The 22,807-nt window shown below is 67.0% G+C and carries 18 protein-coding genes; 12 read left to right on the top strand and 6 right to left on the bottom strand.

The genetic code is table 11. The features are described from left to right. Positions 1–420 precede the first annotated feature (420 nt). The gene (locus tag ABZ004_RS05615) at positions 421–1,758 is read left to right on the top strand and encodes a site-specific integrase (protein WP_355678575.1); all 1,338 of its coding nucleotides are present in this window, start codon (positions 421–423) and stop codon (positions 1,756–1,758) included. Positions 1,759–1,770: 12 nt separating this feature from the next. Here the strand turns inward: ABZ004_RS05615 and ABZ004_RS05620 are convergent, their stop codons facing one another. After that, positions 1,771–3,147 carry an acyl-CoA dehydrogenase family protein gene (locus ABZ004_RS05620; protein ID WP_355678576.1) on the bottom strand — a complete coding sequence of 459 codons (1,377 nt, stop codon included), beginning with the start codon at positions 3,145–3,147 and terminating at the stop codon, positions 1,771–1,773. A gap of 52 nt (positions 3,148–3,199) precedes the next feature. Here ABZ004_RS05620 and ABZ004_RS05625 point away from each other — a divergent pair, with 52 nt between their 5' ends. From ABZ004_RS05625 to ABZ004_RS05650, 6 genes are all read left to right on the top strand, one after another. Beyond that, positions 3,200–3,970, top strand: coding sequence for a TetR/AcrR family transcriptional regulator (locus tag ABZ004_RS05625; RefSeq protein ID WP_355678577.1), 771 nt, complete (start codon positions 3,200–3,202; stop codon positions 3,968–3,970). Next, positions 3,967–5,250, top strand: a complete 1,284-nt coding sequence (locus ABZ004_RS05630) for an acetyl-CoA C-acetyltransferase (RefSeq protein ID WP_355678578.1) — start codon at positions 3,967–3,969, stop codon at positions 5,248–5,250. Before ABZ004_RS05625 ends, ABZ004_RS05630 begins: the two co-directional genes overlap by 4 nt. Further along, the gene (locus ABZ004_RS05635; RefSeq protein ID WP_355678579.1) at positions 5,250–6,587 is read left to right on the top strand and encodes a 3-oxoacyl-ACP reductase; all 1,338 of its coding nucleotides are present in this window, start codon (positions 5,250–5,252) and stop codon (positions 6,585–6,587) included. The genes ABZ004_RS05630 and ABZ004_RS05635 overlap by 1 nt, the downstream gene beginning before the upstream one ends. A gap of 1 nt (position 6,588) precedes the next feature. Next, positions 6,589–7,446 (top strand): MaoC/PaaZ C-terminal domain-containing protein, encoded by an 858-nt coding sequence (locus ABZ004_RS05640; protein ID WP_355678580.1) that lies wholly within the window; start codon positions 6,589–6,591, stop codon positions 7,444–7,446. Positions 7,447–7,639: 193 nt separating this feature from the next. Beyond that, positions 7,640–7,840, top strand: a complete 201-nt coding sequence (locus ABZ004_RS05645; protein ID WP_355678581.1) for a hypothetical protein — start codon at positions 7,640–7,642, stop codon at positions 7,838–7,840. 27 nt (positions 7,841–7,867) lie between these two features. Continuing rightward, complete coding sequence (locus tag ABZ004_RS05650; protein WP_355678582.1) at positions 7,868–10,753, top strand: BREX system ATP-binding domain-containing protein; 2,886 nt, start codon at positions 7,868–7,870, stop codon at positions 10,751–10,753. Here the strand turns inward: ABZ004_RS05650 and thrS are convergent. The 3 genes from thrS to ABZ004_RS05665 form a co-directional block, all read right to left on the bottom strand. Beyond that, a complete protein-coding gene (gene thrS / locus ABZ004_RS05655) occupies positions 10,746–11,957 on the bottom strand; it encodes a threonine--tRNA ligase (RefSeq protein WP_355678583.1) in 1,212 nt (403 codons plus the stop codon). The two genes, ABZ004_RS05650 and thrS, sit on opposite strands and share 8 nt — an antisense overlap. 180 nt (positions 11,958–12,137) lie before the next feature. Beyond that, positions 12,138–12,974, bottom strand: coding sequence for an acyl-CoA thioesterase II (locus tag ABZ004_RS05660; RefSeq protein WP_355678584.1), 837 nt, complete (start codon positions 12,972–12,974; stop codon positions 12,138–12,140). A gap of 70 nt (positions 12,975–13,044) precedes the next feature. Continuing rightward, the gene (locus ABZ004_RS05665) at positions 13,045–13,959 is read right to left on the bottom strand and encodes a PAC2 family protein (RefSeq protein ID WP_355678585.1); all 915 of its coding nucleotides are present in this window, start codon (positions 13,957–13,959) and stop codon (positions 13,045–13,047) included. 191 nt (positions 13,960–14,150) lie between these two features. Here ABZ004_RS05665 and ABZ004_RS05670 point away from each other — a divergent pair, with 191 nt between their 5' ends. From ABZ004_RS05670 to ABZ004_RS05685, 4 genes are all read left to right on the top strand, one after another. Next, entirely contained in the window at positions 14,151–15,218 is a 1,068-nt protein-coding gene (locus ABZ004_RS05670) for a hydroxyacid dehydrogenase (RefSeq protein WP_355678586.1), read from the top strand. Next, positions 15,215–17,113 (top strand): DUF2264 domain-containing protein, encoded by a 1,899-nt coding sequence (locus ABZ004_RS05675; RefSeq protein ID WP_355678587.1) that lies wholly within the window; start codon positions 15,215–15,217, stop codon positions 17,111–17,113. The genes ABZ004_RS05670 and ABZ004_RS05675 overlap by 4 nt, the downstream gene beginning before the upstream one ends. An 18-nt stretch (positions 17,114–17,131) precedes the next feature. Further along, complete coding sequence (locus ABZ004_RS05680; RefSeq protein WP_355678588.1) at positions 17,132–17,539, top strand: hypothetical protein; 408 nt, start codon at positions 17,132–17,134, stop codon at positions 17,537–17,539. A 62-nt stretch (positions 17,540–17,601) separates the two neighbouring features. After that, a complete protein-coding gene (locus ABZ004_RS05685) occupies positions 17,602–18,129 on the top strand; it encodes a ferritin (RefSeq protein WP_355678589.1) in 528 nt (175 codons plus the stop codon). A 9-nt stretch (positions 18,130–18,138) separates the two neighbouring features. On the opposite strand, the gene ABZ004_RS05690 is transcribed toward ABZ004_RS05685, so the two are convergent. Next, positions 18,139–20,046 (bottom strand): DUF2207 domain-containing protein, encoded by a 1,908-nt coding sequence (locus tag ABZ004_RS05690; protein ID WP_355678590.1) that lies wholly within the window; start codon positions 20,044–20,046, stop codon positions 18,139–18,141. Between the two features lie 49 nt (positions 20,047–20,095). Continuing rightward, positions 20,096–21,349 (bottom strand): tyrosine-type recombinase/integrase, encoded by a 1,254-nt coding sequence (locus ABZ004_RS05695; protein ID WP_355678591.1) that lies wholly within the window; start codon positions 21,347–21,349, stop codon positions 20,096–20,098. 279 nt (positions 21,350–21,628) lie between these two features. Between ABZ004_RS05695 and ABZ004_RS05700 the strand changes: the two genes are divergently transcribed. Further along, positions 21,629–22,582 (top strand): hypothetical protein, encoded by a 954-nt coding sequence (locus tag ABZ004_RS05700; protein WP_355678592.1) that lies wholly within the window; start codon positions 21,629–21,631, stop codon positions 22,580–22,582. Positions 22,583–22,807 lie beyond the last annotated feature (225 nt).

A 22,807-nucleotide genomic window follows, 5' to 3' on the forward strand; every position in this document is an offset into this window, starting at 1 on the left:
CGCAAGGTGCGCCACCAACGATTCGCCTGATCCACATCAGCGACAACCGGTTCATCGTCGAAGCAGACACGACGCCCCGACCTAATCCCAGATAGCCCGTGGTCTAAAACGCGCGACTCCCTCTGCGGAAGGAGCTCATCCCCACGAGTCCGGGGCGAGCGGATGGCCGGCGGGCAGTGGACGCGGCCCCACAGCCGTAGGACATCCACCGTGCCGCGCCAGTCTCCGATGCGCACTGCTACAGCCATACGTCCCGACGGGCACCTCAACGTCAGCTGCCAACACAGTTGGTCGCCAGGCGCTGAGGAAGTCAGCAGGTCATCGACTGCATCGACGGTCCGCTGTGCCACCGATCCAGCGAAGTCGTCCGACCTCACACGTTGAGCTGCCGCACATCGACTACGACGGAGGTGCGGTGCGGTGGCTTATGTGAAGGATCTGTGGACTCGGCCGGTGAAGCAGGCTGACGGGAGTACGGCGCGAGTCCGGAATGAGCGGTGGGGGAAGGGGAAGCGATGGTTGGCGGGGTGGATGGATCCGGAAGGGCGCGAGCGGACGAAGGCCTTCACCACGAAGGCACCGGCCGAGCGGCATGCCAACGCTATGGAGACGGATCGGGAGCGTGGCGAGTACATCGATCCGGACGCTGGGAAGGTTCGATTTGAGGAGGTCGCCGGGCGGTGGTTGGCATCTCGGGTCGTCGATCCATCCAGTGCGATCAAGTACGAGTCGACCCTGCGGTTGCATGTAGCTCCGGTGTTTGGGCGGAGGCAGTTGCGAACGATCAAGCCGTCCGAGATTGCGGCGTGGGTCGCGGAACTGGATGGGCGGTTTGGGTCGTCGACCGCGCGTACGGCGTACCTGGTCTTGCACGGAACGCTCGATCTGGCGGTTGACGACGAGACGATCAGGCGGAATCCGGCCAAGGCCCGAGCGGTCAAAGTGCCATCCGCGAAAGGTGGGAAGGTCGTTGCCGGGGGCGATGATGTTGTGCTGCGGATCGCTGAGGGACATCCCCCGCAGTACAGGGCTATCGCGACCGTTGGGGCTGCCTGCGGTCTACGGCAGGGTGAGCTCTTTGGACTGGCCGAAGAGGATGTCGACTTTGACGAGATGGTCATCCATGTGCGGCGGCAGGTTAAGAGGCTCGGTAGAGAGTTTGTGTTCGCGCTGCCCAAGAACGACACAGAGCGGACCGTGCCGATGTCCGATGGGGCGGCCCTTGTGCTGAAGGAACATATGGAGGCCATCGAGCCGCGGGCGTACGCGTTGCCGTGGGAGAAAGTCGACGGCGCGGAGCACATGGCCAAGATTCTCTTTCGTTGGACTGATGACAAGCACATCCGGGCTGGGACGTACGACCAGCTCGTTTGGAAGCCGGCCCTGTTCCACGCAGGGGTCATTCGTGAGCCGTTGAGGGATGCTCGGGGTCGGAAGCACTATGTGTCGAGCCGGGCGAACGGAATGCACGCCCTTCGGCACTACTACGCAAGCATCACTCTGACCGATGGGGTCAACATCAAAGAGTTGGCTGAGTACCTCGGGCACGGAGATCCTGGTTTCACTCTCCGGCTGTACACCCACATGCTGCCGTCGTCGCATGAGCGGGCGCGGAAGGCTGTGGACTCCAGACTTACCCGGCTGTTCGCGTTGAAATCTTACGGAGCAGGGACGGAACAGGCCGCCGTACGCTCCCCCACTCACTCGTGGGAGGCGGACGGCGGCCTGGACCTAGAAGGCCCTCAGATGAGCCTCTGACCTGCGGGAAGGTCAGCGGATGCGCATGCCGGAGATTGCTCGGGAGATGACCAACCGCTGGATCTCCGACGTTCCCTCGAAGATGGTGTAGATCTTGCTGTCTCGGTGCATGCGCTCTACCGGGTATTCGCGGGTGTAGCCGTTGCCGCCGAGGATCTGGATGGCGTCTTCGGTGGCCTTGACTGCGACCTCGCTGGCCTTGAGTTTGGCCATCGAGCCTTCGCCGTGGCGGTAGTCGGGGGTTTGGCCGCGCATGAGCGCCGCGGACATGAAGGCGGCCCGCCAGACGAGCAGGCGGGCGGCGTCGATCTCCATCGCCATGTCGGCGAGTTTGAAGGCGATGCCCTGGTTGTCGATGATCGGCCGGCCGAACTGCTCGCGACCCTTCGCGTACTCCAGCGCGAACTCGTACGCCGCCCGCGCGATCCCGATCGCCTGCGAACCGACGATGTGCCGCGTCATCTCGAAGGTCGCCATCGACGCGTTCCCGCGAGCCCCGTTGTTCTCCCGGGACTTCGCGAGCCGGGCGTCGAGCTTCTCCTTGCCACCAAGGACATTCGCCGCCGGAATCCGCACGTTGTCGAAGAACACGTCCGCGGTGTGCGACGCACGCAGACCGTGCTTCTTCAGCTTGGTGCCCTGCTCCAGCCCCTTCACCTCAGACTTCGGTACGACGAACGCCGCCTGCCCACGACTCCCGAGCGACGGGTCCACAGTCGCCACGACGACGTGGATATCAGCGATCCCGCCATTGGTCGCCCAGGCCTTCTGCCCGTTGATGACCCATTCGTCGGTCTTCTCGTCGTACGTCGCCTTCGTCCGAATCGCCGACACGTCAGACCCTGCACCCGGCTCCGAAGAGCAGAAAGCAGCAACCTGTACGTCGTCAGGCGTCCCGTAGCACCGGGGCAGCCACTGACTCCACTGGTCCGGCGTCCCGTTCGAGAACACCGCCGACGAGGCCAGACCGGTGCCGACCAGCGACATCCCGATCCCCGCGTCGCCCCAGAACAGTTCTTCCTGCACCAGCGGCATCAGCAGCCCGGACGGGTCGATGAACAGGTTGATGCTGCCGTCCATCGAGTACAGCCCGATCTTGGCCGCCTCCTGGATCACCGGCCACGGCGTCGCCTCGCGCTCGTCCCACTCGGACGCGGCCGGCCGGATCACGGTGGCGGCAAACTCATGTGCCCAGTCCCGGATCTCGATCTGCTCGTCGTTCAGGTTGAGGTTGAACGTCTGCCAGTCCGGCTTCGACCGCTCGGCCGCGAGCTCGCCGGCCAGTGTCATCACGTCGGCTGACACGGGGGGCGGGGTGGACTCGGTCATGGTCATCGATTCCTCCGGAGCGAGCTGCAGGGTGGTCGTACGAAGAGTGATGTTACCCACGAGTGTAACTATCGTTTGCACCGAGGGGTACCGCTGTGACTAAGATCGGTGCATGAGCTCCGCGCTGCTGGCGATCGGGCGCCGCCGGACCACGGCGGAGCGCCGTCGCGACCGGGAGCGCGAGATCATCCACGCCACCCGTGAACTGTTCGACGAGCGCGGCACCATCGACGCCCAGATCGACGACATCGCCAAGCGGGTCGGCATCAACAAGGCACTGATCTACCGGCATTTCGCCGGCAAGGAAGAGCTGTTCGCGCTCACCCTCGTCGACTACCTCGGCGAACTCGACCAAAAGCTCGAAGAAGTCGACGGGCCCCGACGCGCCCCGCTCAATCGGCTGCGCGCGCTCAGCGAGGTCTTCGTCGACTTCTGCCTGGAATATCCGGCCTTCGCCGACTGCGCGATGAGCCTGCTCCGGCGTACCGGCGAAGAACTGTTCGGCGAGATCACCGAGCCGGTGATGACAAAACTCGGTACGGCGATGGCAAGTGCCCTCGAGCGTATTTCAGCCATTCTCAAGGCAGGCCAGAAAGCCGGCGTTTTCGCCGAAGCCGACACCGATTACCTGGCGAATCACCTGTACACACAGACCCTCGGCGCGATGCACATGGCGCGCATGGGTCTCATCGTGTCCCAGGAAACACCAGGCTTGGGGCACCCCGTCGTACACCAGGCAAACATCGAAACAGTCCGTACGACGGCAATCACCGCGACCCTCGCGACCGCGGTCGGCCTCGACGCGCTGACAGCCAAAAAGACTTCCGCCCGTACGGCAAGCACCCGGCGCTCCACTTCACGCACAGCAGGAGAGAACCCGTGACCGAGACCCGCAAGGTGGCCGTTGTCGCCGGCAACCGAATCCCGTTCGCCCGGCAGGACAAGACCTACCGGCACTCCTCGAACTCCGACATGCTCACCGCCGCGCTGAACGGCCTGGTCGACCGCACCGGACTCGGCGGCCAGGAGCTCGGCGAGGTGGTCGCCGGCGCGGTGCTCAAACACGCCCGCGACTGGAACCTGGTCCGTGAGGTGGTGCTCGGCTCGAAGCTCGCGCCCACCACCCCGGCGTACGATCTTCAGCAGGCCTGCGGCACCGGCCTCGAGGCCGCGATCCTGGTGGGCAACAAGATCGCGCTCGGCCAGATCGACGCGGGCATCGCCGGTGGCGTCGACACCGCGAGCGACGCGCCGATTGCGGTCAACGACCAGCTGCGCAACGTCCTGCTCGATCTCAACCGGGCCAAGTCCTTCCAGGATCGCCTCAAAGTGCTCTCGCACCTGAGGCCGAAGGACGTAGTACCGGAGATTCCGCGCAACGCCGAGCCGCGCACGGGCAAGTCGATGGGCGATCATGCGGCCTTGACCGCGCTCGAGTGGGGTATCACTCGGGAGGCGCAGGATGAGCTTGCCTACAAGTCCCACGTCAACCTCGCGGCGGCGTACGATCGCGGTTTCCAGCAGGACCTCATCACGCCGTACCTCGGTCTCGAGAAGGATCAGAACCTCCGCCCGGACACGACGCTGGAGAAGCTGGCGAAGCTCAAAACCGTTTACGGCAAGGGCGAAACGGCGACGATGACCGCCGGCAACTCGACTCCGCTGACCGACGGCGCGTCCGCAGTGCTGCTGTCGACCGACGAGTGGGCGAAGGAGCACGGACTCAAGCCGCTGGCTTACCTGACGCATTCGCAGACCGCCGCGGTCGACTACGTGAAGGGTGCCGAGGGGTTGCTGATGGCTCCCGCGTACGCCGTACCGCGGATGCTCGCCCGCGCCGGACTGACGCTGCAGGACTTCGACTACTACGAGATCCACGAGGCGTTCGCGTCGCAGGTGCTCGCGACGCTGAAGGCCTGGGAGGACCCGATCTTCTGCAAGGAACGCCTCGGCCTGGACGCGCCGCTGGGCGAGATCGATCGCGACAAACTGAACGTGAACGGCAGTTCGCTGGCCGCCGGACACCCGTTCGCCGCCACCGGCGGGCGGATCGTCGCCGCGCTGGCCAAGCAGCTGCACGAGAACGGTGGTGGCCGCGGGCTGATCTCGATCTGCGCCGCCGGAGGCCAAGGCGTGGTCGCCATCCTGGAGGGAAGCAACTGATGACCGATCGCTACCAGACCTTCACCCGTACGCCGCTCGGCAAGGCACTGGTGAAGAATCTCGGCCTGCCGGACCCGGCCCCGTTGCAGCGCTGGACCGACGGTTCGGCCGTGATCGACGGGCCGGTCGTCTTCGGCGCCAGCGCGGAAACCGATACGGGCAAGGCGATCCAGGCCTTGCTGCGCGATATCGGCGCATCGTTCAGTACTGCGGCCGAAGGCGTCGCCTCGAGCGAGTTGCGACCCAAGGCGCTGGTGTTCGACGCGACCGGGATCTCCTCGACAGCTGAGCTGACGAGTCTGCAGCGGTTCTTCTCCCCCGTCATCCGCCAGCTCGGTACTGCGGGTCGCGTGATCGTCGTCGGGCGTACTCCCGAGCTCGCGGCGAGCCCCGAGCAGCAGATCGCCCAGCGCGCGATCGAAGGATTCACCCGGTCGCTAGGCAAGGAGGTCAAGCGGGGCGCCACGGTCAACCTCGTGTACGTCGCACCGGACGCGCATGACCAACTCGATTCGACGCTGCGTTTCTTCCTGTCGCCGAAGTCGGCGTTCGTGAGTGGACAGGTCGTCCGGGTCGGCACCGGCCAGCTCGTCAGCAACGACCCGACCGCTCCCCTGGCCGGCAAGGTCGCTCTGGTGACCGGGGCCGCCCGTGGGATCGGCGCCTCGATCGCGGAGACCCTGGCCCGCGACGGCGCGAAGGTGATCGGCGTCGACGTACCGCAGAACGCGAACTACCTGCGCAAGGTGATGTCCTCGATCGGCGGCAGCGAGCTGCTCCTCGACGTGACCGCGATCGACGCACCACAACGGATCGCGGCCGCCTCCGAGGAAGGCCTCGACATCGTTGTCCACAACGCCGGAATCACCCGGGACAAGCGGCTCGCGAACATGCGGACCGACGTGTGGGACGCCGTGCTGGATGTGAACCTGCGCGCTCCGGAGCGGATCACGACGCATCTGCTCGAGTCGGGCGCGCTGTCCGACGGGGCGTCCGTCATCGGCGTCTCGTCGATCGCCGGGATCGCGGGGAACAACGGGCAGACCAACTACGCCACGTCCAAGGCCGGCGTGATCGGGCTGGTCCAGGCGCTCGCGCCGCGGCTCGGTGAACGGCAGATCCGGATCAACGCGGTCGCGCCGGGGTTCATCGAGACCGAGATGACCGCCCGGGTGCCGTTCATGATCCGCGAGGTCGGGCGTCGGCTGAACTCCTTGCAGCAGGGCGGTCTGCCGATCGACGTGGCCGAGACGATCGCCTGGTTCGCCGATCCGGCCTCCGCGGGCGTCACCGCCAACGTGGTCCGCGTCTGCGGCCAGAGTCTCCTCGGAGCCTGAGATGCCGACCCGCCGGTACGACGATTCGCCCGGGCTCGGGTCGCTCTACGCCCGGACGGTGAAGGCGACGCTGCGCAAAGCGGAGTACGAGCCGGATCTGGATGGGCTGACGCTCGAGCTGCCGCGTGCTCTTGTCGATCAGGACCACCTCACGGCGTACCGGGAGGTGACTGGTTTTGCTGCTGGACCTGCGTTGCCGGTCACTTACCCGCATGTGCTCGCGTTTCCGTTGCACCTGGATCTGATGTCCGATCCGTCGTTCCCGTACAAGCCGATGGGGATCGTGCATCTGTCGAACACGATCACCCAGCTGAAGCCGATCCCGATGCACGCCGAGCTGTCGATCTCGGTGCACAGCACGCCGGAACGCCCGCACCCGAAGGGCACCGTCTTCGACATCCTCAGTGCGGTCAGCGTCGACGACGAGGTGGTCTGGACGGACTCGACCTCGCTGCTGAGCCGATCAGCCGGTACGCCGACCGCGCACACCGACCTGCTGCCGGACCCTTCCCTGGAAGCCAACGCGCTCTGGGATCTCCGCGCGAACCTGGGCCGCCGGTACGCCGCCGCCTCGGGCGACCGCAACCCCATCCACCTCTGGAAGCTCTCCGCCCAGGCGTTCGGATTCCCCCGCCAGATCGCCCACGGCATGTGGGCCAAAGCCGCCGCCCTCGCCTCCATCCAGCGCACCTCCGGCCTCCCTGACGCCTTCACCGTCCGCGTAGATTTCCGCAAACCCCTCCTGCTCCCGTCCCGCGTCCTCTTCGCCCACCGCTCCAACGGGACCGCGACAGACTTCGCCCTCTACAACGACGACCACTCCACCACCCACCTGATCGGCCAACTAGCTCCTCGCTAGACCGCTTTAGGGTTCAAACGCTTGCTTCCGGCGTGAAGAGCGGCACGCTGGATTCGCTCGTCTGGCAGCACTTCAGGGCTCATGATGTAGCCAAGCTGTCCTCAACCGGAGCACAGCCCATCCGCTGGGGGCCCCACTGCGAACCGGTCACGCCTCCACGCGATCCGCCCGATCCCAGAAGTGGAGCACCACCATGGAAACACCTGATCGCCCCGAGGCCCGCGACCCGGACCACGACGACCTGATCGACCCGATCGGCCCGCCCGTCTTACCGAAGGCATCCCGGCACACGGCCCGGGCGCTCGCCTTGACCGGCGTCGCCCTCGGGACATTCGTCGCCCTCGCAGACAGCACCATCTGTCCCACCTGGACCACCCTGGCCGCGGGCGTCTGACAGATCCGCTCTCCTAACTTCTTGCCGATGCGGCGACTACAGTACGGCGTCATGGGCGATGACGGGCTGGTAGGGCGGGAAAGTGAGATAGAGAAGCTCCGGGCCGCTCTGACCGCTGCCCAGAGCGGCACAGCCAGTGCGATCTTCCTGATCGGCGAGCCTGGGATCGGCAAGACCAGGCTCGCAACTGAAGCCGTCAGGCTCGCCGCCGAACGTGGCATCATCACCGCTCGCGGCCGAGTCAGCACAGTCGGACCGATCGTTCCCTATCGGCCACTGATCGAGGCATTACAGGCTTTGTCGCGGACCGGCATCCTCGCTGAGTTGGAGTCACTCGGCACCTACGGAGCTGTTCTCGGCGGACTGATCCCCGGCCTGTCCGATCCCATTGGCCCGTCGGTCAGTTCTCCTGTCATCGTCGCTGAGGCCCTCTTGCGTCTGCTCACGATGGTCGGTGATCGGCGCGGCTGCCTGCTGGTGCTGGACGACCTGCACGACGCCGACGCGGAGACCCTGGCCATCGTCGAGTACTTGATCGACAATCTCGAAGGCGCTCCGGTCACCCTTCTGCTCGCCACCAGATCAGAACCCTGTACCGCGAGCGAGCTTGCAGCGGCTGCCGTACGACAGGGCCTGGCGACGGTAGTTGAGCCCCCGCCGTTGGACCGCGAGCAGATCCGGCAACTGGCCTCCAACCGGCTCGACATCCGTCCTGCCGAAGTCCAGTCGACCGTCCTCGACCGGCTTGCCAGGGACAGCGCCGGGAATCCCTTCATCATCGAGGAACTGGTCCATTCCATCAGCCGGCAAGGCTTCGACGACTCGTCCGGCTCGGCCGTGCCGCTCAACGTCGCCCGCAGTGTCAGTCGGCGGACCGAGCGGCTCGGATCCAACGGACGGACGATCCTGAGTATCGCCGCAGTGATAGGTCAACGCTTTCCCTTGACCCTGCTGGAGCAGGCGGCCGGATCCACCGCCCAGGAGATTCTGACGATCGTCAACGCAGGCGTCGCCTCCCGGATGATCCAGCCGGGCAGCCCCGGCTGGTACTCCTTCAGGCATCCGCTGACGGCTGAGGCGTTGCTCTCCGAGCTGACCCCGAGCGAGCGAGCAAGTTACTCCTCCGCAGTCGCGACGGCGATTGCGGAGCACTACCCCGATCTGCCGGGCGAATGGTGCGCGCGGTCGGCAGAGCTCCGCGAACACGCAGGAGAACTCACCAAGGCTTCGCAGCTGTACGCCGAGGCAGGCCGCCGCGCTCTCGCGACCGGCGCGCTTCGGTCCGCGGTCACTCTGCTCGTCCACGCTGACCTCGATCCTGGCAGCGATCCTGGCCACCGAGCAGACCTACTCGGCGACTTGCTTCCCGCCGTGACCGACTCCGGAGACTTCACCCGGATCCCCGCGCTGGAGAAGATGCTGGAAGAATTGACCGCCGCCGGTTTGCCGGCCGGGCGGCAGGCCGTTCTGCATGCTCAGTTCGCCAATGCGGCTCACCTGGCCGGCGATCAGGACAGAGCAGTCGAGCGGATCACCACCGCGCGCGGCCTGCTCGGGCCGCAGCCGGCCCCCGCGGAGTCGGCACAGGTCGATGTCATCGGTGCCTATATCGAGGCAGGCAGGCCGAATCCGGATCGGCTGGAGGCCGCTACTGCGCTGGCGGAGCGCGCCGTCGCGGCAGCTCAGCAAGCCGGGCTGCCGATCGTGCTGTGCGACGCTCTCCAGCTGCTCGGCTACTTCGTCCGGGATCGCGACGAAGAGCAAGCCAACCTCTACTTCGAAGAAGCCCGCAGGGTTGCCTACGACAACCACCTTCACAACTTCCGGATCTACTCCGAGATGTTCCTCGCTATTGCGTTGTGTATGCGCACGGGCGAGACCGCAGCCCTGCGCGCAGCCCGCGACAGCGCCCTGCGGATCGGCGCCCTGCCGATGGCTTATGAGGCATCTGCGAGGCTTGCTGTCCAACTGATTCAACGAAGCGAAATCGATGCTGCCCGGCGCGAACTCGACGAGAGCCTGACCACTGCGATCAAGCTGAAGCTCGGCCGCGCGCTACCCCCTCTCCATTTGGCCCAGAGCATCTACGCAGCTCACAAAGGCGACCGCGCGGGGATGGAGAAGGCGCTCGAGGACCTCACCGGAGAGAATCGGTCGGCGCCCGGAAACCAGTTGGCGTCCTACGGTCTCGCCCGCGCGGTCTGCTCGCTCCTGGAGGAGGACTCGGATCGTGCCGATCAGGAATTCGCCCAGGCCATTGCTCTCGACCTCGAGAATCCGACCGCGATCGACTTCGGGAAGAACGGGCTGATCCTGCTGATCGGCGTACTCGAGCACCGCAACGGCTGGCAGCACTACCGCGCCGTCGCCGAGCGGAGTGCGAGCAGGACTCGGTGGAACGCGCAGTTCGCGCAATTCGCGCATGCTGTGTTGCTCGGTCGTGATGGGGATGTGGAGGGGGCTACGCGGGCGGCTGAGGTTGCGTTGGAGGCTGCCGAGATTTATCCGCTTGGGCGGCATTTGGCTTTACGGCTGGTGATTCAAGCCGCGTTCGAGGATGGGTGGGGGGAGCCGGTGATGTGGGCTCGGGAGGCTGAGGAGTACTTCCAGTCCAACAATATTCCGGCGGTGGCCAGTGCTTGCCGGGGGTTGTTGCGGGGTATGGGGGCGCCGGTGCGGCAGCGGCGTACGGGGGATGAGGCGGTGCCTTCGGATTTGCGGAAGTTGGGGGTTACGGTGCGGGAGTTGGAGGTGGGGCGGTTGCTGGCGCAGCGGATTCCTAACAAGGGGATTGCCAAGCGGTTGCATATTTCGCCGCGGACGGTGGAGAAGCACGTCGCGAATCTGCTGACCAAGACGGGGCAGCATGATCGCGACGCGTTCGCCTCCTATGCGCAGGACAGTTTCACCTGATCTCCGCAGCAATTCGGTCGAGGACCTCCTTGATGGGGGCCGCGGGGTGTTTGGTGCCGGAGCGTTCGCGGATGGCTAGTTGGTGGGCGGCGGCTTCGCGGGGGCCGATGACGGCTTGGTACGGGGCGTGGCGGTTCTCGCGGATCCGGGCGTTGAGGGTGCCTTCGTCGGCGTACGCGATCTCGGCTCGGATGCCCAGGGCAACCGCTTGACGGAGGACGTCGGAAGCCACCTTCTCTTCGGCGGAGGAGATGGGCAGTACGACGAGTTGGACCGGGGCGAGCCAGGCGGGGAAGGCGGCGCCGTGGACTTCGATGAGGTGGGCTACGGCGCGTTCGATGCTGCCGATGATGGAACGGTGGATCATCACCGGGCGGTGTTTGTTGCCGTCGGCACCGATGTACTCGAGGTCGAAGCGCTCCGGCTGGTGGAAGTCGATCTGGATGGTGGAGAGGGTGGACTCGCGGCCGGCGTGGTCCTCGATCTGGATGTCGATCTTGGGGCCGTAGAAGGCTGCCTCGCCGGGCGCCTCGTCGTACGCGATGCCTGCGCCGTCCAGGACGTCCCGGAGCAGCGAGGCCGCGAGGGCCCAGCTGTCTGCGTCACCGACGTACTTGCTGTCCGGCGAACCGAAGCGGGCGTCCTCGGCAGGGAGGGACAGCAGGTAGCGGGAGGCGCTGATGCCCATGTCGTGGTGGGCCTGGTTGATGAGGTCGAGTGCGGCACGGGCCTCCCCCGCGACCTGGTCGAGGCTGCAGAAGATGTGGCCGTCGTTGAGCTGGATCGCGCGGACTCTGGTCAGGCCACCCAGTACGCCGGACAGTTCCGAGCGATACATCCCGCCGATCTCCGACATGCGGAGCGGGAGTTCGCGGTAGCTGTGCGAGCGGGATCGGTACATCAGCGCGTGGTGCGGGCACAGGCTCGGCCGGAGTACGAGCTGTTCCTCGCCGATGTCCATCGGTGGGTACATGTCTTCGCTGTACTTCGACCAGTGGCCCGAGATCTCATAAAGCTCGCGCTTCCCGAGCACCGGCGAGTACACCTGCTGGTAGCCGGCTCTTCGTTCCACGTCGGCGATGTAGCGCTCGAGTGCCTGGCGGATCGCGGCACCGGCGGGCAGCCAGTACGGCAGACCCGCGCCGATCAGCGGGTCGGAGTCGAAGATGCCCAGCTCGCGGCCTAGTTTGCGGTGGTCGTACATGGTGTGAACTCCTCAGATGAGTGAGGCGAGTGTCCACATGGCGAAGCCCCGGGGCACTCGCCCCGGGCCTGGTAAAAGCTGTCAGTGTTTTGACAGTCAGCTGTCAGCGCGCCGGGACGTTCCTCGGCGTCGTCGTCACCACTGCGCGCTTGATCATGTCGCCAAACGTAGCAGAACCCATCAATCCAGGTCGAGGCCAATGGGCCGGATCAGCCCCTCCTGCGCGACCGACGCGATCAGCCGGCCGTCCTGCCTGAAGAGTCTCCCGGTCGCGAAACCACGCGCCCCCGAAGCCGACGGTGAAGCCTGGTCGTAGAGCAGCCACTCGTCGGCCCGGAACGGCCGGTGGAACCAGAGAGCGTGATCCAGCGACGCGGGCTGGATCCGCCGGTCGCCGATGATGATCCCATGCGGTAACAAGCTTGCCCCAAGCAACGTCAGATCACTCGCATACGCCAGAACGCAAGCATGCAAGGCCGGTTCGTCGGGAAGCTTGCCTGCGGCACGGATCCAGAACTGCCGCCCACTCAGACCGGCCAGCCGTACGTCGAGCGCGGCCCACTCCTTGTTCCAGTCCTCGGCCTTCCGCCCCGATGCCTGCTCGAACACCGAGGCCAGCGTCGGCGCATCCTCCGGCTCGACCAGGTCGGTCGGCATCGGGTCGGAGTGATCCAGCCCCGGCTCGGGCTGCTGGTACGACGTCGACATGTAGAAGATCGTCTTCTCGTGCTGCGACGCCACCACCCGGCGACTGCTGAACGCCTTGCCGTCCTTGATCCGCTCGACGTGGTACTCGATCGGTACGCCGGTGTCGCCCGGCCGCAGGAAGTAGCCGTGCAACGAGTGCACGACGCGCTCGGGGTCGACCGTGTCGCTCGCCGCGACCAGGGCCTGACCGAGCACCTGTCCCCCGAACACCCGCTGCGCCGACGTCTGCGGCTGCCGGCCCCGGTAGAGGTCGGCGTCGATCGTGTCCAGGTCGAGCAACTCGACCAAATCCTCCAACGACTCAGGCATGCCTCATCCTGACATGCAGGTCGGCCGGGCTCCTTGGGGAGTCCGGCCGGCCTGCGTTACGGCGTACGGGTTAGTTGTCGTCTTCGCGGTTCAGTTCTGCGAGGAACTGCTCGACCTCGGCGCCTAGTTCTTCGGCGGAGGGGGTGGCGCCGGCCAGGAGGCTGCCTCGGGTTACGGAGCCTTCGGCGGCGTCGTACTGGGTTTCGAGGGCGTTGACGACTGCGGCTGCCTCGTCGGAGGCCTCGACCTGTTCGTCGACCATGCGGCCGGTGATCGCTGCCTCGTCGAGGAGCGCCTTGCTAGGGAGCAGCAGGCCGGTCGCGGCGGAGATGGCGTGGACGAGAGCCAAGGCCGCGCCGGGGAAGCGGTTCTCGGCCAGGTAGTGCGGGACGTGGACAGCGAAGCCCATCGCGTCCTTGCCGGCCTCGCCGAGGCGGACCTGCAGCATCGTCGCCGCGCTCGCCGGGAGGCGCATCTCGCCGTCCCAGATGTTCGAGCGGGTGATCAGCTCGGGGCGGGTCGCATGCGAGGTCATGCCGAGCGGGCGGGTGTGCGGGACGCCCATCGGGATGCCGTGTACGCCGATGGTCAGCGTCACGTTGTAGCGCTCGATCAGCTGCCGCACCGCGCCGGCGAAGCGGTTCCAGTGGTTGTCGGGCTCGACGCCCTCCAGCAGCAGGAACTCCACCCCGGCGTCGTCCTTCATCAGGTGCAAGGACAACTGCGGCGGGCTGTAGTCGATGAACCGGTCCTCGGCGAACGTCACCTCGGGGCGGCGGGCCCGGTAGTCGTGCAGCAGGTCGACGTCGAATCGCGCCAGCAGACGGTTCTCCAGTACTTCGAGCAGGTGGTCGGCGGTGACCCGCCCCGCCTGCCCGGCGTCCATGAACCCGTCCATGGAGTGCACCAGCACCTTCGGCGCAGCCGCCGGGCCGGTCGCCACCGACTCGTCGACGATCTCGTAGAGGTCGTCCGGTCGCAGCATCGTCGTCTCCTTCTCAGTGGCCTTCAGGCGGGTCGGCTCTGTCTATCCTGCCTTCTCGGGGTTCAACGTCTCGGGGGCGGGCCGTCATTCCGGCTCCGGGAAAGTTTCCGTACGCCGTCCGCGGCGGACCCGGCGCGGGCGGGACGCGGACAGGGCGAGCGGCTTCGGAAAGCGCTTGCTAGCGTACTCCTGTGCGCACCGAACCAGATTCCGCCCTCACCGTCCCGTCCGCCGAGCCGCCGGCCGCCCGGCCGAAGGTGATGCTGGCGATGAACGAGTCCAGCCGGGTCCGCGTCCTGGTCCCCCAGGTCCGCGCCCGGCTCGACCGCGTCGCCGAGATCCTCCCCGTCGGCCCGGGAGCGGCGCCCGAGAGCAACACGTTCCTCGGGGATGCCGCGATCCGCGACAAGCTCGGGGAGGTCGAGGTGTTGTTGACGGGGTGGGGATGCCCGGCGATCACTCCCGACGTACTGGCGGCGGCGCCGAAGTTGCGGGCGATCATTCATGCGGCCGGGTCGGTGAAGGGGTTCGTGGATCCGGCCGTGTTCGATCGTGGGATCCAGGTCTCGTCCGCGGTGGTGGCGAACGCGCTGCCGGTCGCGGAGTTCACGGTCGCGACCATCGTGCTGAGCGGCAAGCGGGCGTTCCGGCTCAGCGCGGAGTACAAGCTGTCCCGGCGCAAGCCGGACCCGAGCTTCATCCCGGGCAGCTATGGCAGCACGGTCGGGTTGCTCGGCGCCTCGCGGATCGGCCGGATGGTCGCCGAGCGGCTGCGCGCCTTCGACCTCGAGGTACTGATCAGTGATCCGTACCTGACCGCGGCTGAGGCTGCTGAGATGGGCACCGAGCTGGTCGACCTGGACACGCTGTTCACCCGAAGCGACATCCTGAGCGTGCACGCGCCGCTGCTGCCCGAGACGGTTGGGATGGTCGACGCGCGGCTGCTCGGGCTGCTGCAGGACGGCTCGGTGCTGATCAACACGTCGCGCGGCCGGATCATCGACGCCGCGGCGCTCGAGAAGGAGTGCCGCTCGGGCCGGATCGACGCGGTCCTGGACGTCACGGACCCCGAGCCATTGCCGCCGGACTCGCCGCTGCTCGACCTGCCGAACGTGTTCCTCACGCCGCACCTGGCCGGTGCCGTCGGCAACGAGGTCGCCCGGCTGGGCGAACTGGCGGTCGGCGAGGTGGAACGCTTCGCCGCCGGCACTCCCCTGCAACATTCGATCACCGCCGCCGATTACCGGAGGATCGCATGACGCGCCTAGTACTTCCTGCCACCGACCGGGTGCTGTCCCGCCAGACAGGCTGGGTCCGGGCGCACTGGGAGGCACTCGCGGATCACTTGCTCGACTCCCTGATCCCCTACACCTCCCCCGGCGCGGCCCGCCTCGTCATTCCTGGGCGGCCCAGCCGGTCCGGTACCGACTCCGATGAGCTCGAGGGCTTCGCGCGCTCGTTCATGCTCGCGGCGTTCCGGATCGCCGGCGTCCGCGGCAAGGGCTGCGAGAAGCTGATCGAGCGGTACGCGCGAGGTGTCGCGAACGGCGCGAACCCCGATCACCCCGAGGCGTGGCTGCGGCTGACACCCCGTTCGCAGCAGATGGTCGAGGCGGCGGCGATCGCGGTCGCGCTGCACGAGTCCCGCGAGTGGATCTGGGATCGCCTGGACACCCGCGCGCAGGGCCACGTGGCCGACTGGCTCGGCGGGTTCATCGGGTCCGCCACCCACGACAACAACTGGCGCCTCTTCCAGGTCGTCAGCGAGCAGTTCCTGGCGAGCGTGGGAGCGCCGTACTCGAAGGAGGACATCGAGGGCGGGCTGGACCGGATCGAGGACTGGTACGTCGGCGACGGCTGGTACTCCGATGGCGACGGCCAGAACTTCGACAACTACATCGGCTGGGCGATGCACCTCTACCCGGGTCTCTGGGCCCGGATGGCGGCGGCGAGCCCTGGTACGGAGTACGAGGACCGCCTGAAGGTCTACCGCGAGCGGCTCTCGTTGTTCCTCGAGGACGCGGTGCATCTGGTCGGCAACGACGGCGCACCGATCTACCAGGGGCGCTCGCTGACGTACCGGATGGCCGCCGCCGCGCCGTACTGGATGGGCCAGATCCTCGACGCGTCACCGCTGAGCCCGGGACAGACGCGGCGCCTTTGCTCCGGGATCGCGCGGCATTTCGTGCAGCACGGCGTGCCTGATGAGCGCGGACTGCTGACGCTCGGGTGGTACGACACGTTCCTGCCGACGACACAGCCGTACTCCGGGCCAGGCTCGCCGTATTGGGCGAGCAAGGGGTTCATCGGGTTGCTGCTGCCGCCGGAGCACCCGGTGTGGAGCGATCCCGAGGAGACCGTGCCGCTCGACGAGGCCGACCAGGTTCGCTCGATGGCGGCACCGGGGTGGATCGTGCACGCCAGCCGGCACGATCAGCTGGTGCGGCTGGTCAATCACGGCGCCGACCACGCTCCCCTGGCTGCGCCTGAAGGAGCCGAGCCGGCGGGTGATCCGCACTACGACCGGCTGGCGTTCGCCAATCATGCCGGGCCTGATCTGACCGACTCGTCGCCGCGGATCGACAACCTGATCGCGTTGGTCGACGGGCAGGGCCGGACGTCCTCGCGTGGGCGGATCCGGCGGCTGTCGATCGGGGCGCGGTCGGCTTCTTCGTGGCACAACGCGTGGCTCGGCGAGGACGGTCCGTGGCCGATCGAGACCGCGTCGGTCGTCCACGGCGGCTGGGAGATCCGCTGCTCGCTCGTCGACGGACCCGCCGGAGCGCTCGTCCGCAGCGGTGGCTTCGCGGTGGCCGGCGACTCCTTGCCTTCGGCAACGGCTGGCGGGGGGTGGGCGTCCGCGCGGAATGCCGACGGGCTGATGTCGGCGGTCGTGAGCTTGCACGGGTACGACGAAGCGGGCGTGCACCGTGATCTGGGGGCGAATCCGTTCGGGGCGCACTCGGCTACGCCGTACCTGACAGCAGCCCACAACGGTGAACCCGTGGTCCTCGTGTACGCCGTGTTGCTGACCCGCGACGCCCTGCCGCCGGCCGCTTTCGCGGAAGGCATCGAACTCGTGGTCGAGGGGCACGAGATCACCATCACATTGCCTGGTGCGGGCACCGAGACAGTTCGGCTGGGGAACCGGTGAGGTCGTACCTTTGGAGTTATGACCTCAGCAACTGACACTCTCGCCGAGGCCGTGGCGGCCGACCCGAACACCGAGAACCAGGAGAAGTTGTGGAAGGCAACGTTCTCGCTGGAGCGCTGGTGGTTCGTCCAGCGCGGTGAGCCGGACAACCCGCAGCCGTTCGTCGGAGTGCACGCGGATCAGCCTTTTCTGATGGCTTTCACGACGGCGGAGCGGGCCCGGACGTTCGCGGTGGAGAACGGGCTGGCGGAGCCGGACGAGGAGGTTCTGGTGCTCGCACTGACGCCGGCCGACGCCGTCGTACAGGCTCCGGTCTGGCTGCAGCAAGGGATCGCGGCGATCACTTTCGACCACGGCGTGAGCGGGTACTTCGCGCCGCTCGGCAATCTGCCTGCGATCCGGTCGCACGTTGCCGGGCTGACATGACACGCCGTTAGGCCAGCCTCGCCAACGGTGAGAATTCTCTGCAAGAGCACTAGATTGCCCGTATGAGCACGTACGCGAAACTCCTTCAAGAACAGATCCGCAACGAATTCACGGCCTCCCAGCAGTACACGGCGGTCGCGGTCTGGTACGACGACCAGGACCTCCCGCAGCTCGCCACGCACTTCTACAAGCAGTCCCTGGAAGAGCGCAACCACGCGATGATGATGGTCCAGTACCTGCTGGACATGGACATCCGGCCGCACATCCCCGCGGTCGGCGAGGTCGTGAACGACTTCAAGTCCGCGCTCGAGCCGCTGGAACTCGCGCTGCAGCAGGAGATCACGGTCACCAAGCAGATCGAGACCCTGGCCCGGACCGCCCGCGACGACGGTGACTACGTCGGCGAGCAGTTCATGCAGTGGTTCCTCAAGGAGCAGGTCGAGGAGGTCTCCGCGATGACGACGCTCGTCAACGTCGCGAAGCGGGCCGGCGACAACCTCTTCCACCTCGAGGACTTCCTGGCCCGCGAGGTCTCCGGCCCGAACGAGTCCGACCCGACCGCACCGGCCGCCGCCGGCGGCAAGGTCTGACCGGAGGAGTTACCAGGAACCGCCGCCTCCGCCGCCACCACCGCCGCCGGAGCTGCCACCGCTGAAGCCGGAGGAGCTGCCGCCGCCTCCGCCACTGCCGGCCGGAGCCGGTGGTGGGTCGAAGGTGTGCGCCACGGTCTGACTGATGTTGCCGGCCGCGAATCCTGAGTTGTAGTACGAAGGACCGGCATACCAGTAGGGGTCGGCCGGGATCCGCCCGGCCGCGACCAGCTGGGCGCAGACCCGCTGCCAGCGATCGGCGAGTTCGAAAGCGATGGCCCAGGGCAAGTACTTGCTGAAGATGTCCTCGCCCTCCTCGAACTTCAGCTGATCGGCCTCGGCCGTCGCGAGATAGGTCCGGAACCCGACCAGCTGGTCGGTGACTGCCCGGCCCGCCGGGTTCCGCTTGCCTTTGCCCCGCTTGCCGAGCCACAGCGCGAAGCCGAAGATCACGAAGACCGCCGGGACCAGGAAGGTGATCGCGCGGCCGATGTTGCCCGAGGCAGCAGAGACGCCGGTCCCGACGACGCCGGAGCCGACGACTGCCAGCGCGACCACCGCCAGGCAGCCGCCCAGCGCGCCACCACCGACGCTGGAACCACCACCTGCGCGCGGCAACCGCACGTACCAGTTGCGCTGTTTGATCTGCTCGCGGAGCTGGTTGATCATCGCGTCGTGCGCCTGGCGCATCGACGTGTCGCCGACACCGCGCCGCTCAAGGGTGATCTCGGAACCTGGTTGCAGGCCGGGGAACAAGCCTTGCATCAAGATCTGTTCGTGAGGTGCGGTGGCGACGGCCGGGTTGAGGAGCACGGCCTTCTGCTCAGCGCCGGTGTTGTCGATCCGTACGCCGCCACGCACGGCGAGGTCGATCAGGGTGGCCGCGGTCTCGGTCGTGTTCGCCACCGCGTCGATCAGCAGACCGCCTTCGGCGACCGGGATCTTCGGCGGCGAGAACGCGACCGGCAGCTGGCTCTCCTTCAGATCGTCCTTGACTGTCGCCGCGTTCATGCCGCTCGGCGGGAAGGTGCCCGGCGGCAGACCGGCGAACCGCTCGTCCTTGCCGCCGAAGATCCGGTAGAGCACTCCGCCGAGGACGGCGACGAACGAGACCAGGCCGGCGATGATCAGATCGCGGACCTTGAGACCGAGGCGTTCGAGCAGGCTGGGCGGGTCGACCACGATCGGGCTGTCGTTCTTGACCGCGCCCGCCTCGATCCCCGCGACGATGGTGAGTTGCTGGCCGACGGGGATGTTGGCCTGGGTGAAGGTTGCCCGTCCGTTGGCGACCGACGCCTGCTGGCACTTCGCCTGGGAACCGGCCGGCCCCGCGGAGCAGGTCACGTTCTGAACGCCCTGCGGGACGGTCGCGTTCACGGTGACCTTGGCGAGCGGCGCGGTCCAGCCGTTGCCGGTGGCATCCCAGTAGAGCTCGCTGTGGTCGGCGAAATGCCGGAGCGCGCCGCGTACGTCGTACGTGATGACGTACGTCGCCTCGGTGCCGGTGATCGTGCTGTTGGGGTCGCCGATCTTGATCTGGATGCTCTGGTCGCGCTGGCCGTTCGACTTGTTCGTGGTGGTGTCGAAGGTGTCCGGCGCGTGCGTGGGGCTGTCGACCCCGATGTTCGAGATCTCGTACTTCTGGTCCTTCGACTTGTCGTCGACCCAGGCCTCGCGGGTGATCAGGTTGCGGTAGATGCCGTGCCGGCCGGAGCTGCCGAAGTGGTAGGCGATCGTCTCCTTGACCTTCAGGACGCCGTCGGCCGTGACGTTGTAGTCGATCTGCAGATTCCGTACGACATCACCCGCCTCGCCCGTTTCGCCCGGTGCGGCCGCTGCCGGTGCGGCGCTTGCGAAACCGGCGAGCACCAGGCCGGCGAAAGCCGCCGAGACGGCGGTCATGAATCCCCTACGCATGCGGCGACAGTATCGAGACCTGGGGTCCGACGGGCCCACGACCGGCGGTTCAGGCCGAAGGCGCAGAGTCGGCTGCCCGGATCGCCGCCTCGACGAGGTCCGCTGCGGTGGTTTCGCGGGTCCGGCGGTTGCGGTCGTAGTACTGAGTAGTGGCGATGCTGGCGTGACCGACGTCGGCCTGGATGTGCTGGATCCGGGCCTCTTGCTCCAGTGCGATCGTCACGTAGGCATGGCGGAGGGCGTGCGGGTGAACGCGGTCGGCTACGTCCTGCAGAGCTGGTCCAGCCTGTACTGCGATGCGGCGGAGCAGGGCGTTGAGGTCGAAGCGGGAGCAACGGGTGCCCTCGCGAGTTGCTATCAGCGGGCTGGTGCTGGCATTCGTTCGGCCCCGTACTGCGGGTGCCGTGGCTTGGGCTGTGCGATCGCGCTCGGCTAGGTAGTTCTCTAGTGCTGTGCTGGCTAGTGCGGTGAGGTAGACCTCGCGGTGGATTCCTCCCTTGCCTAGTACCCGCAGCATGGGTTCGCCGCCGGAGACCATGAGGTTGTCGCGGTCCAGGCCGACCAGCTCTGAGATCCGGAGGCCTAGGGTGAGTAGAGCGACTACGGCGACCGCGCGGGCGGCGTACAGGCTGCGGTGGCGCGTCTTGTTGGGGAGCTGAGCTGCTGCGTCCAGCAGGGCTTTCAGTTGGGTTGCGGTGAGGCGGATGGTGGGTGAGGCGTCGCGGGCGCTGCGGTTGAGGCCTAGGCGGGTGCGGTTGAGCGCGGCTGGGTTTGCTGGGACTGCACCGAGCTCTGTGAGGTAGGCGTAGAAGGCGGAGAGCGTGGAAAGCATGCGCTGCCTGGTGCGCTTGCTGGCACCTGCTGCTTCAAGCGAATGCAGCCAGGCCTTCACGTGCGTACCGGTTGCTTCCCGTGGATCCATTGCTCTCGCCGCACACCACCTGAACCAGGCCAGCTCATGCAATACTCCACTGCTTGCCGCTGGAGGACTCTTCCGTACTACGTGCGTCGGCGGCGGACTCCAGATCGCCCACTCCTGCGGGAGCCCGAGCGCGTAGGCGTAGGTCTGCCGAGTGCCTTGGTTGGAGTACTGACTCAACCACTCCATCACCAGCCGCTGCAACGCCGCGCCGTCCTCAACCCCCGGCCAAACCCCATCCCCACCCGCAACCAGCTCGCCCGGTCCACCAGACCCCGGTCCACCCGGTCCTCCTGGCCTCGGTCCGGCTTTGGGGGCCCGCATGCCGGCCGCCTCGAGCACGGCGAGTGCATCTCCTGCGAAGTCCTCGGGGCGATCGTCCATGGGGCGATCTTCCCTGCTGGGTTGCCCGTTTCGGGTTGCCGCGCCGTCGCGCCAACGAAACGCTGGTTTCGTGGGTTTATGGTTTGGTTTTGGAAACGCCGTACCGGTTATTCAGTTTTGTAACTGCTAACTCCTACGCTTCGGAGCGTGGAAATTGATGCTGGGCGATGTGGATACAGCAAATGCCGGGCTGAGTTGCCGGTGCCTGGAACGCAGGGCGGGCGGCCGCGGAGTTTTTGCCGGGACACCCGCTGGGAAGGCGGACGGACTTGTTCGCAGATGGCCCGGGCTGAGCGGGAGGCTCTGGGAGCGCTGGGACTGGATGCCGGGAGCAGCACGTTCCGGCTGGACGCAGAGCGGCTGCGAGACCAGCTGGACGCAGTACGAGGTCCTGTTGATGCGCTGACTGCTGCGCTGACTGCGGTGACCACCAGACTGGATGAGGTCGAGGCTGCGGCGGTTGCGGCGGTTGAGACCGCGCACGCCCAGGTGGCAGAAGCGGAGCGCACCCGGCTCGCTGCCGAGGAAGCACGTGAACAGGCGGAGAGCAGAGCTCGGCAGAGTGCAGCCGCTGCCGAGAGAGCTGCCAAGGAACGCACCGAAGCCGTTGACCGCGCCAACGCGGCAGCACGCCAAGCTCTGCAAGCCACAGAAGCTTTGGGTGCCGCTCGCCACGAGGCTGACCAGGCGACCGCTGCCCAGCGCCGTACTGAGCTACTCGCCGAGCGGCTCGAGCAGCGGGTCGCGGCTGCCGAGAAGGAGTCGCGCGACACCGCAGTACTAGCTGAGCGAGCTTCAACCGAGCGAGACGCCGCCCATCACGAACGCGAGGCCCTGAGGGCTGAGCTGGAACTAGCGCGGGACCGTCTACGAGCAGCCGAGACAGCTCAGGCCCGGGAGACCGCCGCTCGCCTGGCACTCACGGATCAACTCGCCGGTGCCGAGCGTGCACTCAAGACAGCCGAGCAGTCAACCGTCGCCCTCCGCACCGCCGCCGAAGAACAAGCCCGCACGGAGCAGCAACTACGCGCTGACCACGCCGCCGAGCTCGTCAACCTTCGCCTCGACCTGGCGCGCCACGTCGCCGACAACGAGAACCTCGCCGCCGAACTCGCACAACTGCGAGCGACCCCACAGCCGGCACCTCGCCTACACCCCGACGACCTCCAAGCCGTCCTCACCGCCCTCACCCCCACCACCCCGATCCCCTCGACATCCGCCCCCGGCCGCTAACCCTCCAGTCCGGCCGCGGCACCCTCGTCTTTGTGCTCCACCTGACCATTCCGACGGCCTTGGAATGGTCAGGTGGAGCACAAGGTCGCCCGTTCGCCCCGGCTGGACGCCGCCCGGAGCTTCGAAGGTGGGACTGACGGGGTGCGGCTGGCGCGGGTGCGGCTGGCGAGGGTGGGGTCGGTAGTCCGGACGCGGGGGTTGTGCTGGGTGGGGGGTTGGGGGAAT

This window comes from Kribbella sp. NPDC006257 (genome assembly GCF_040613535.1).
Taxonomy (GTDB): domain Bacteria; phylum Actinomycetota; class Actinomycetes; order Propionibacteriales; family Kribbellaceae; genus Kribbella.

What these genes read in the sequence shown, in the direction of transcription:
- ABZ004_RS05625 (WP_355678577.1), top strand. Translation starts at nt 3,200, where the DNA reads ATGAGCTCCGCGCTGCTGGCGATCGGGCGCCGCCGGACCACGGCGGAG.
- ABZ004_RS05635 (WP_355678579.1), top strand. Translation starts at nt 5,250, where the DNA reads ATGACCGATCGCTACCAGACCTTCACCCGTACGCCGCTCGGCAAGGCA.
- ABZ004_RS05640 (WP_355678580.1), top strand. Translation starts at nt 6,589, where the DNA reads ATGCCGACCCGCCGGTACGACGATTCGCCCGGGCTCGGGTCGCTCTAC.
- ABZ004_RS05645 (WP_355678581.1), top strand. Translation starts at nt 7,640, where the DNA reads ATGGAAACACCTGATCGCCCCGAGGCCCGCGACCCGGACCACGACGAC.
- ABZ004_RS05650 (WP_355678582.1), top strand. Translation starts at nt 7,868, where the DNA reads ATGCGGCGACTACAGTACGGCGTCATGGGCGATGACGGGCTGGTAGGG.
- thrS (WP_355678583.1), bottom strand. Translation starts at nt 11,957, where the DNA reads ATGTACGACCACCGCAAACTAGGCCGCGAGCTGGGCATCTTCGACTCC.
- ABZ004_RS05660 (WP_355678584.1), bottom strand. Translation starts at nt 12,974, where the DNA reads ATGCCTGAGTCGTTGGAGGATTTGGTCGAGTTGCTCGACCTGGACACG.
- ABZ004_RS05665 (WP_355678585.1), bottom strand. Translation starts at nt 13,959, where the DNA reads ATGCTGCGACCGGACGACCTCTACGAGATCGTCGACGAGTCGGTGGCG.
- ABZ004_RS05675 (WP_355678587.1), top strand. Translation starts at nt 15,215, where the DNA reads ATGACGCGCCTAGTACTTCCTGCCACCGACCGGGTGCTGTCCCGCCAG.
- ABZ004_RS05680 (WP_355678588.1), top strand. Translation starts at nt 17,132, where the DNA reads ATGACCTCAGCAACTGACACTCTCGCCGAGGCCGTGGCGGCCGACCCG.
- ABZ004_RS05685 (WP_355678589.1), top strand. Translation starts at nt 17,602, where the DNA reads ATGAGCACGTACGCGAAACTCCTTCAAGAACAGATCCGCAACGAATTC.
- ABZ004_RS05690 (WP_355678590.1), bottom strand. Translation starts at nt 20,046, where the DNA reads ATGCGTAGGGGATTCATGACCGCCGTCTCGGCGGCTTTCGCCGGCCTG.
- ABZ004_RS05695 (WP_355678591.1), bottom strand. Translation starts at nt 21,349, where the DNA reads ATGGACGATCGCCCCGAGGACTTCGCAGGAGATGCACTCGCCGTGCTC.
- ABZ004_RS05700 (WP_355678592.1), top strand. Translation starts at nt 21,629, where the DNA reads ATGGCCCGGGCTGAGCGGGAGGCTCTGGGAGCGCTGGGACTGGATGCC.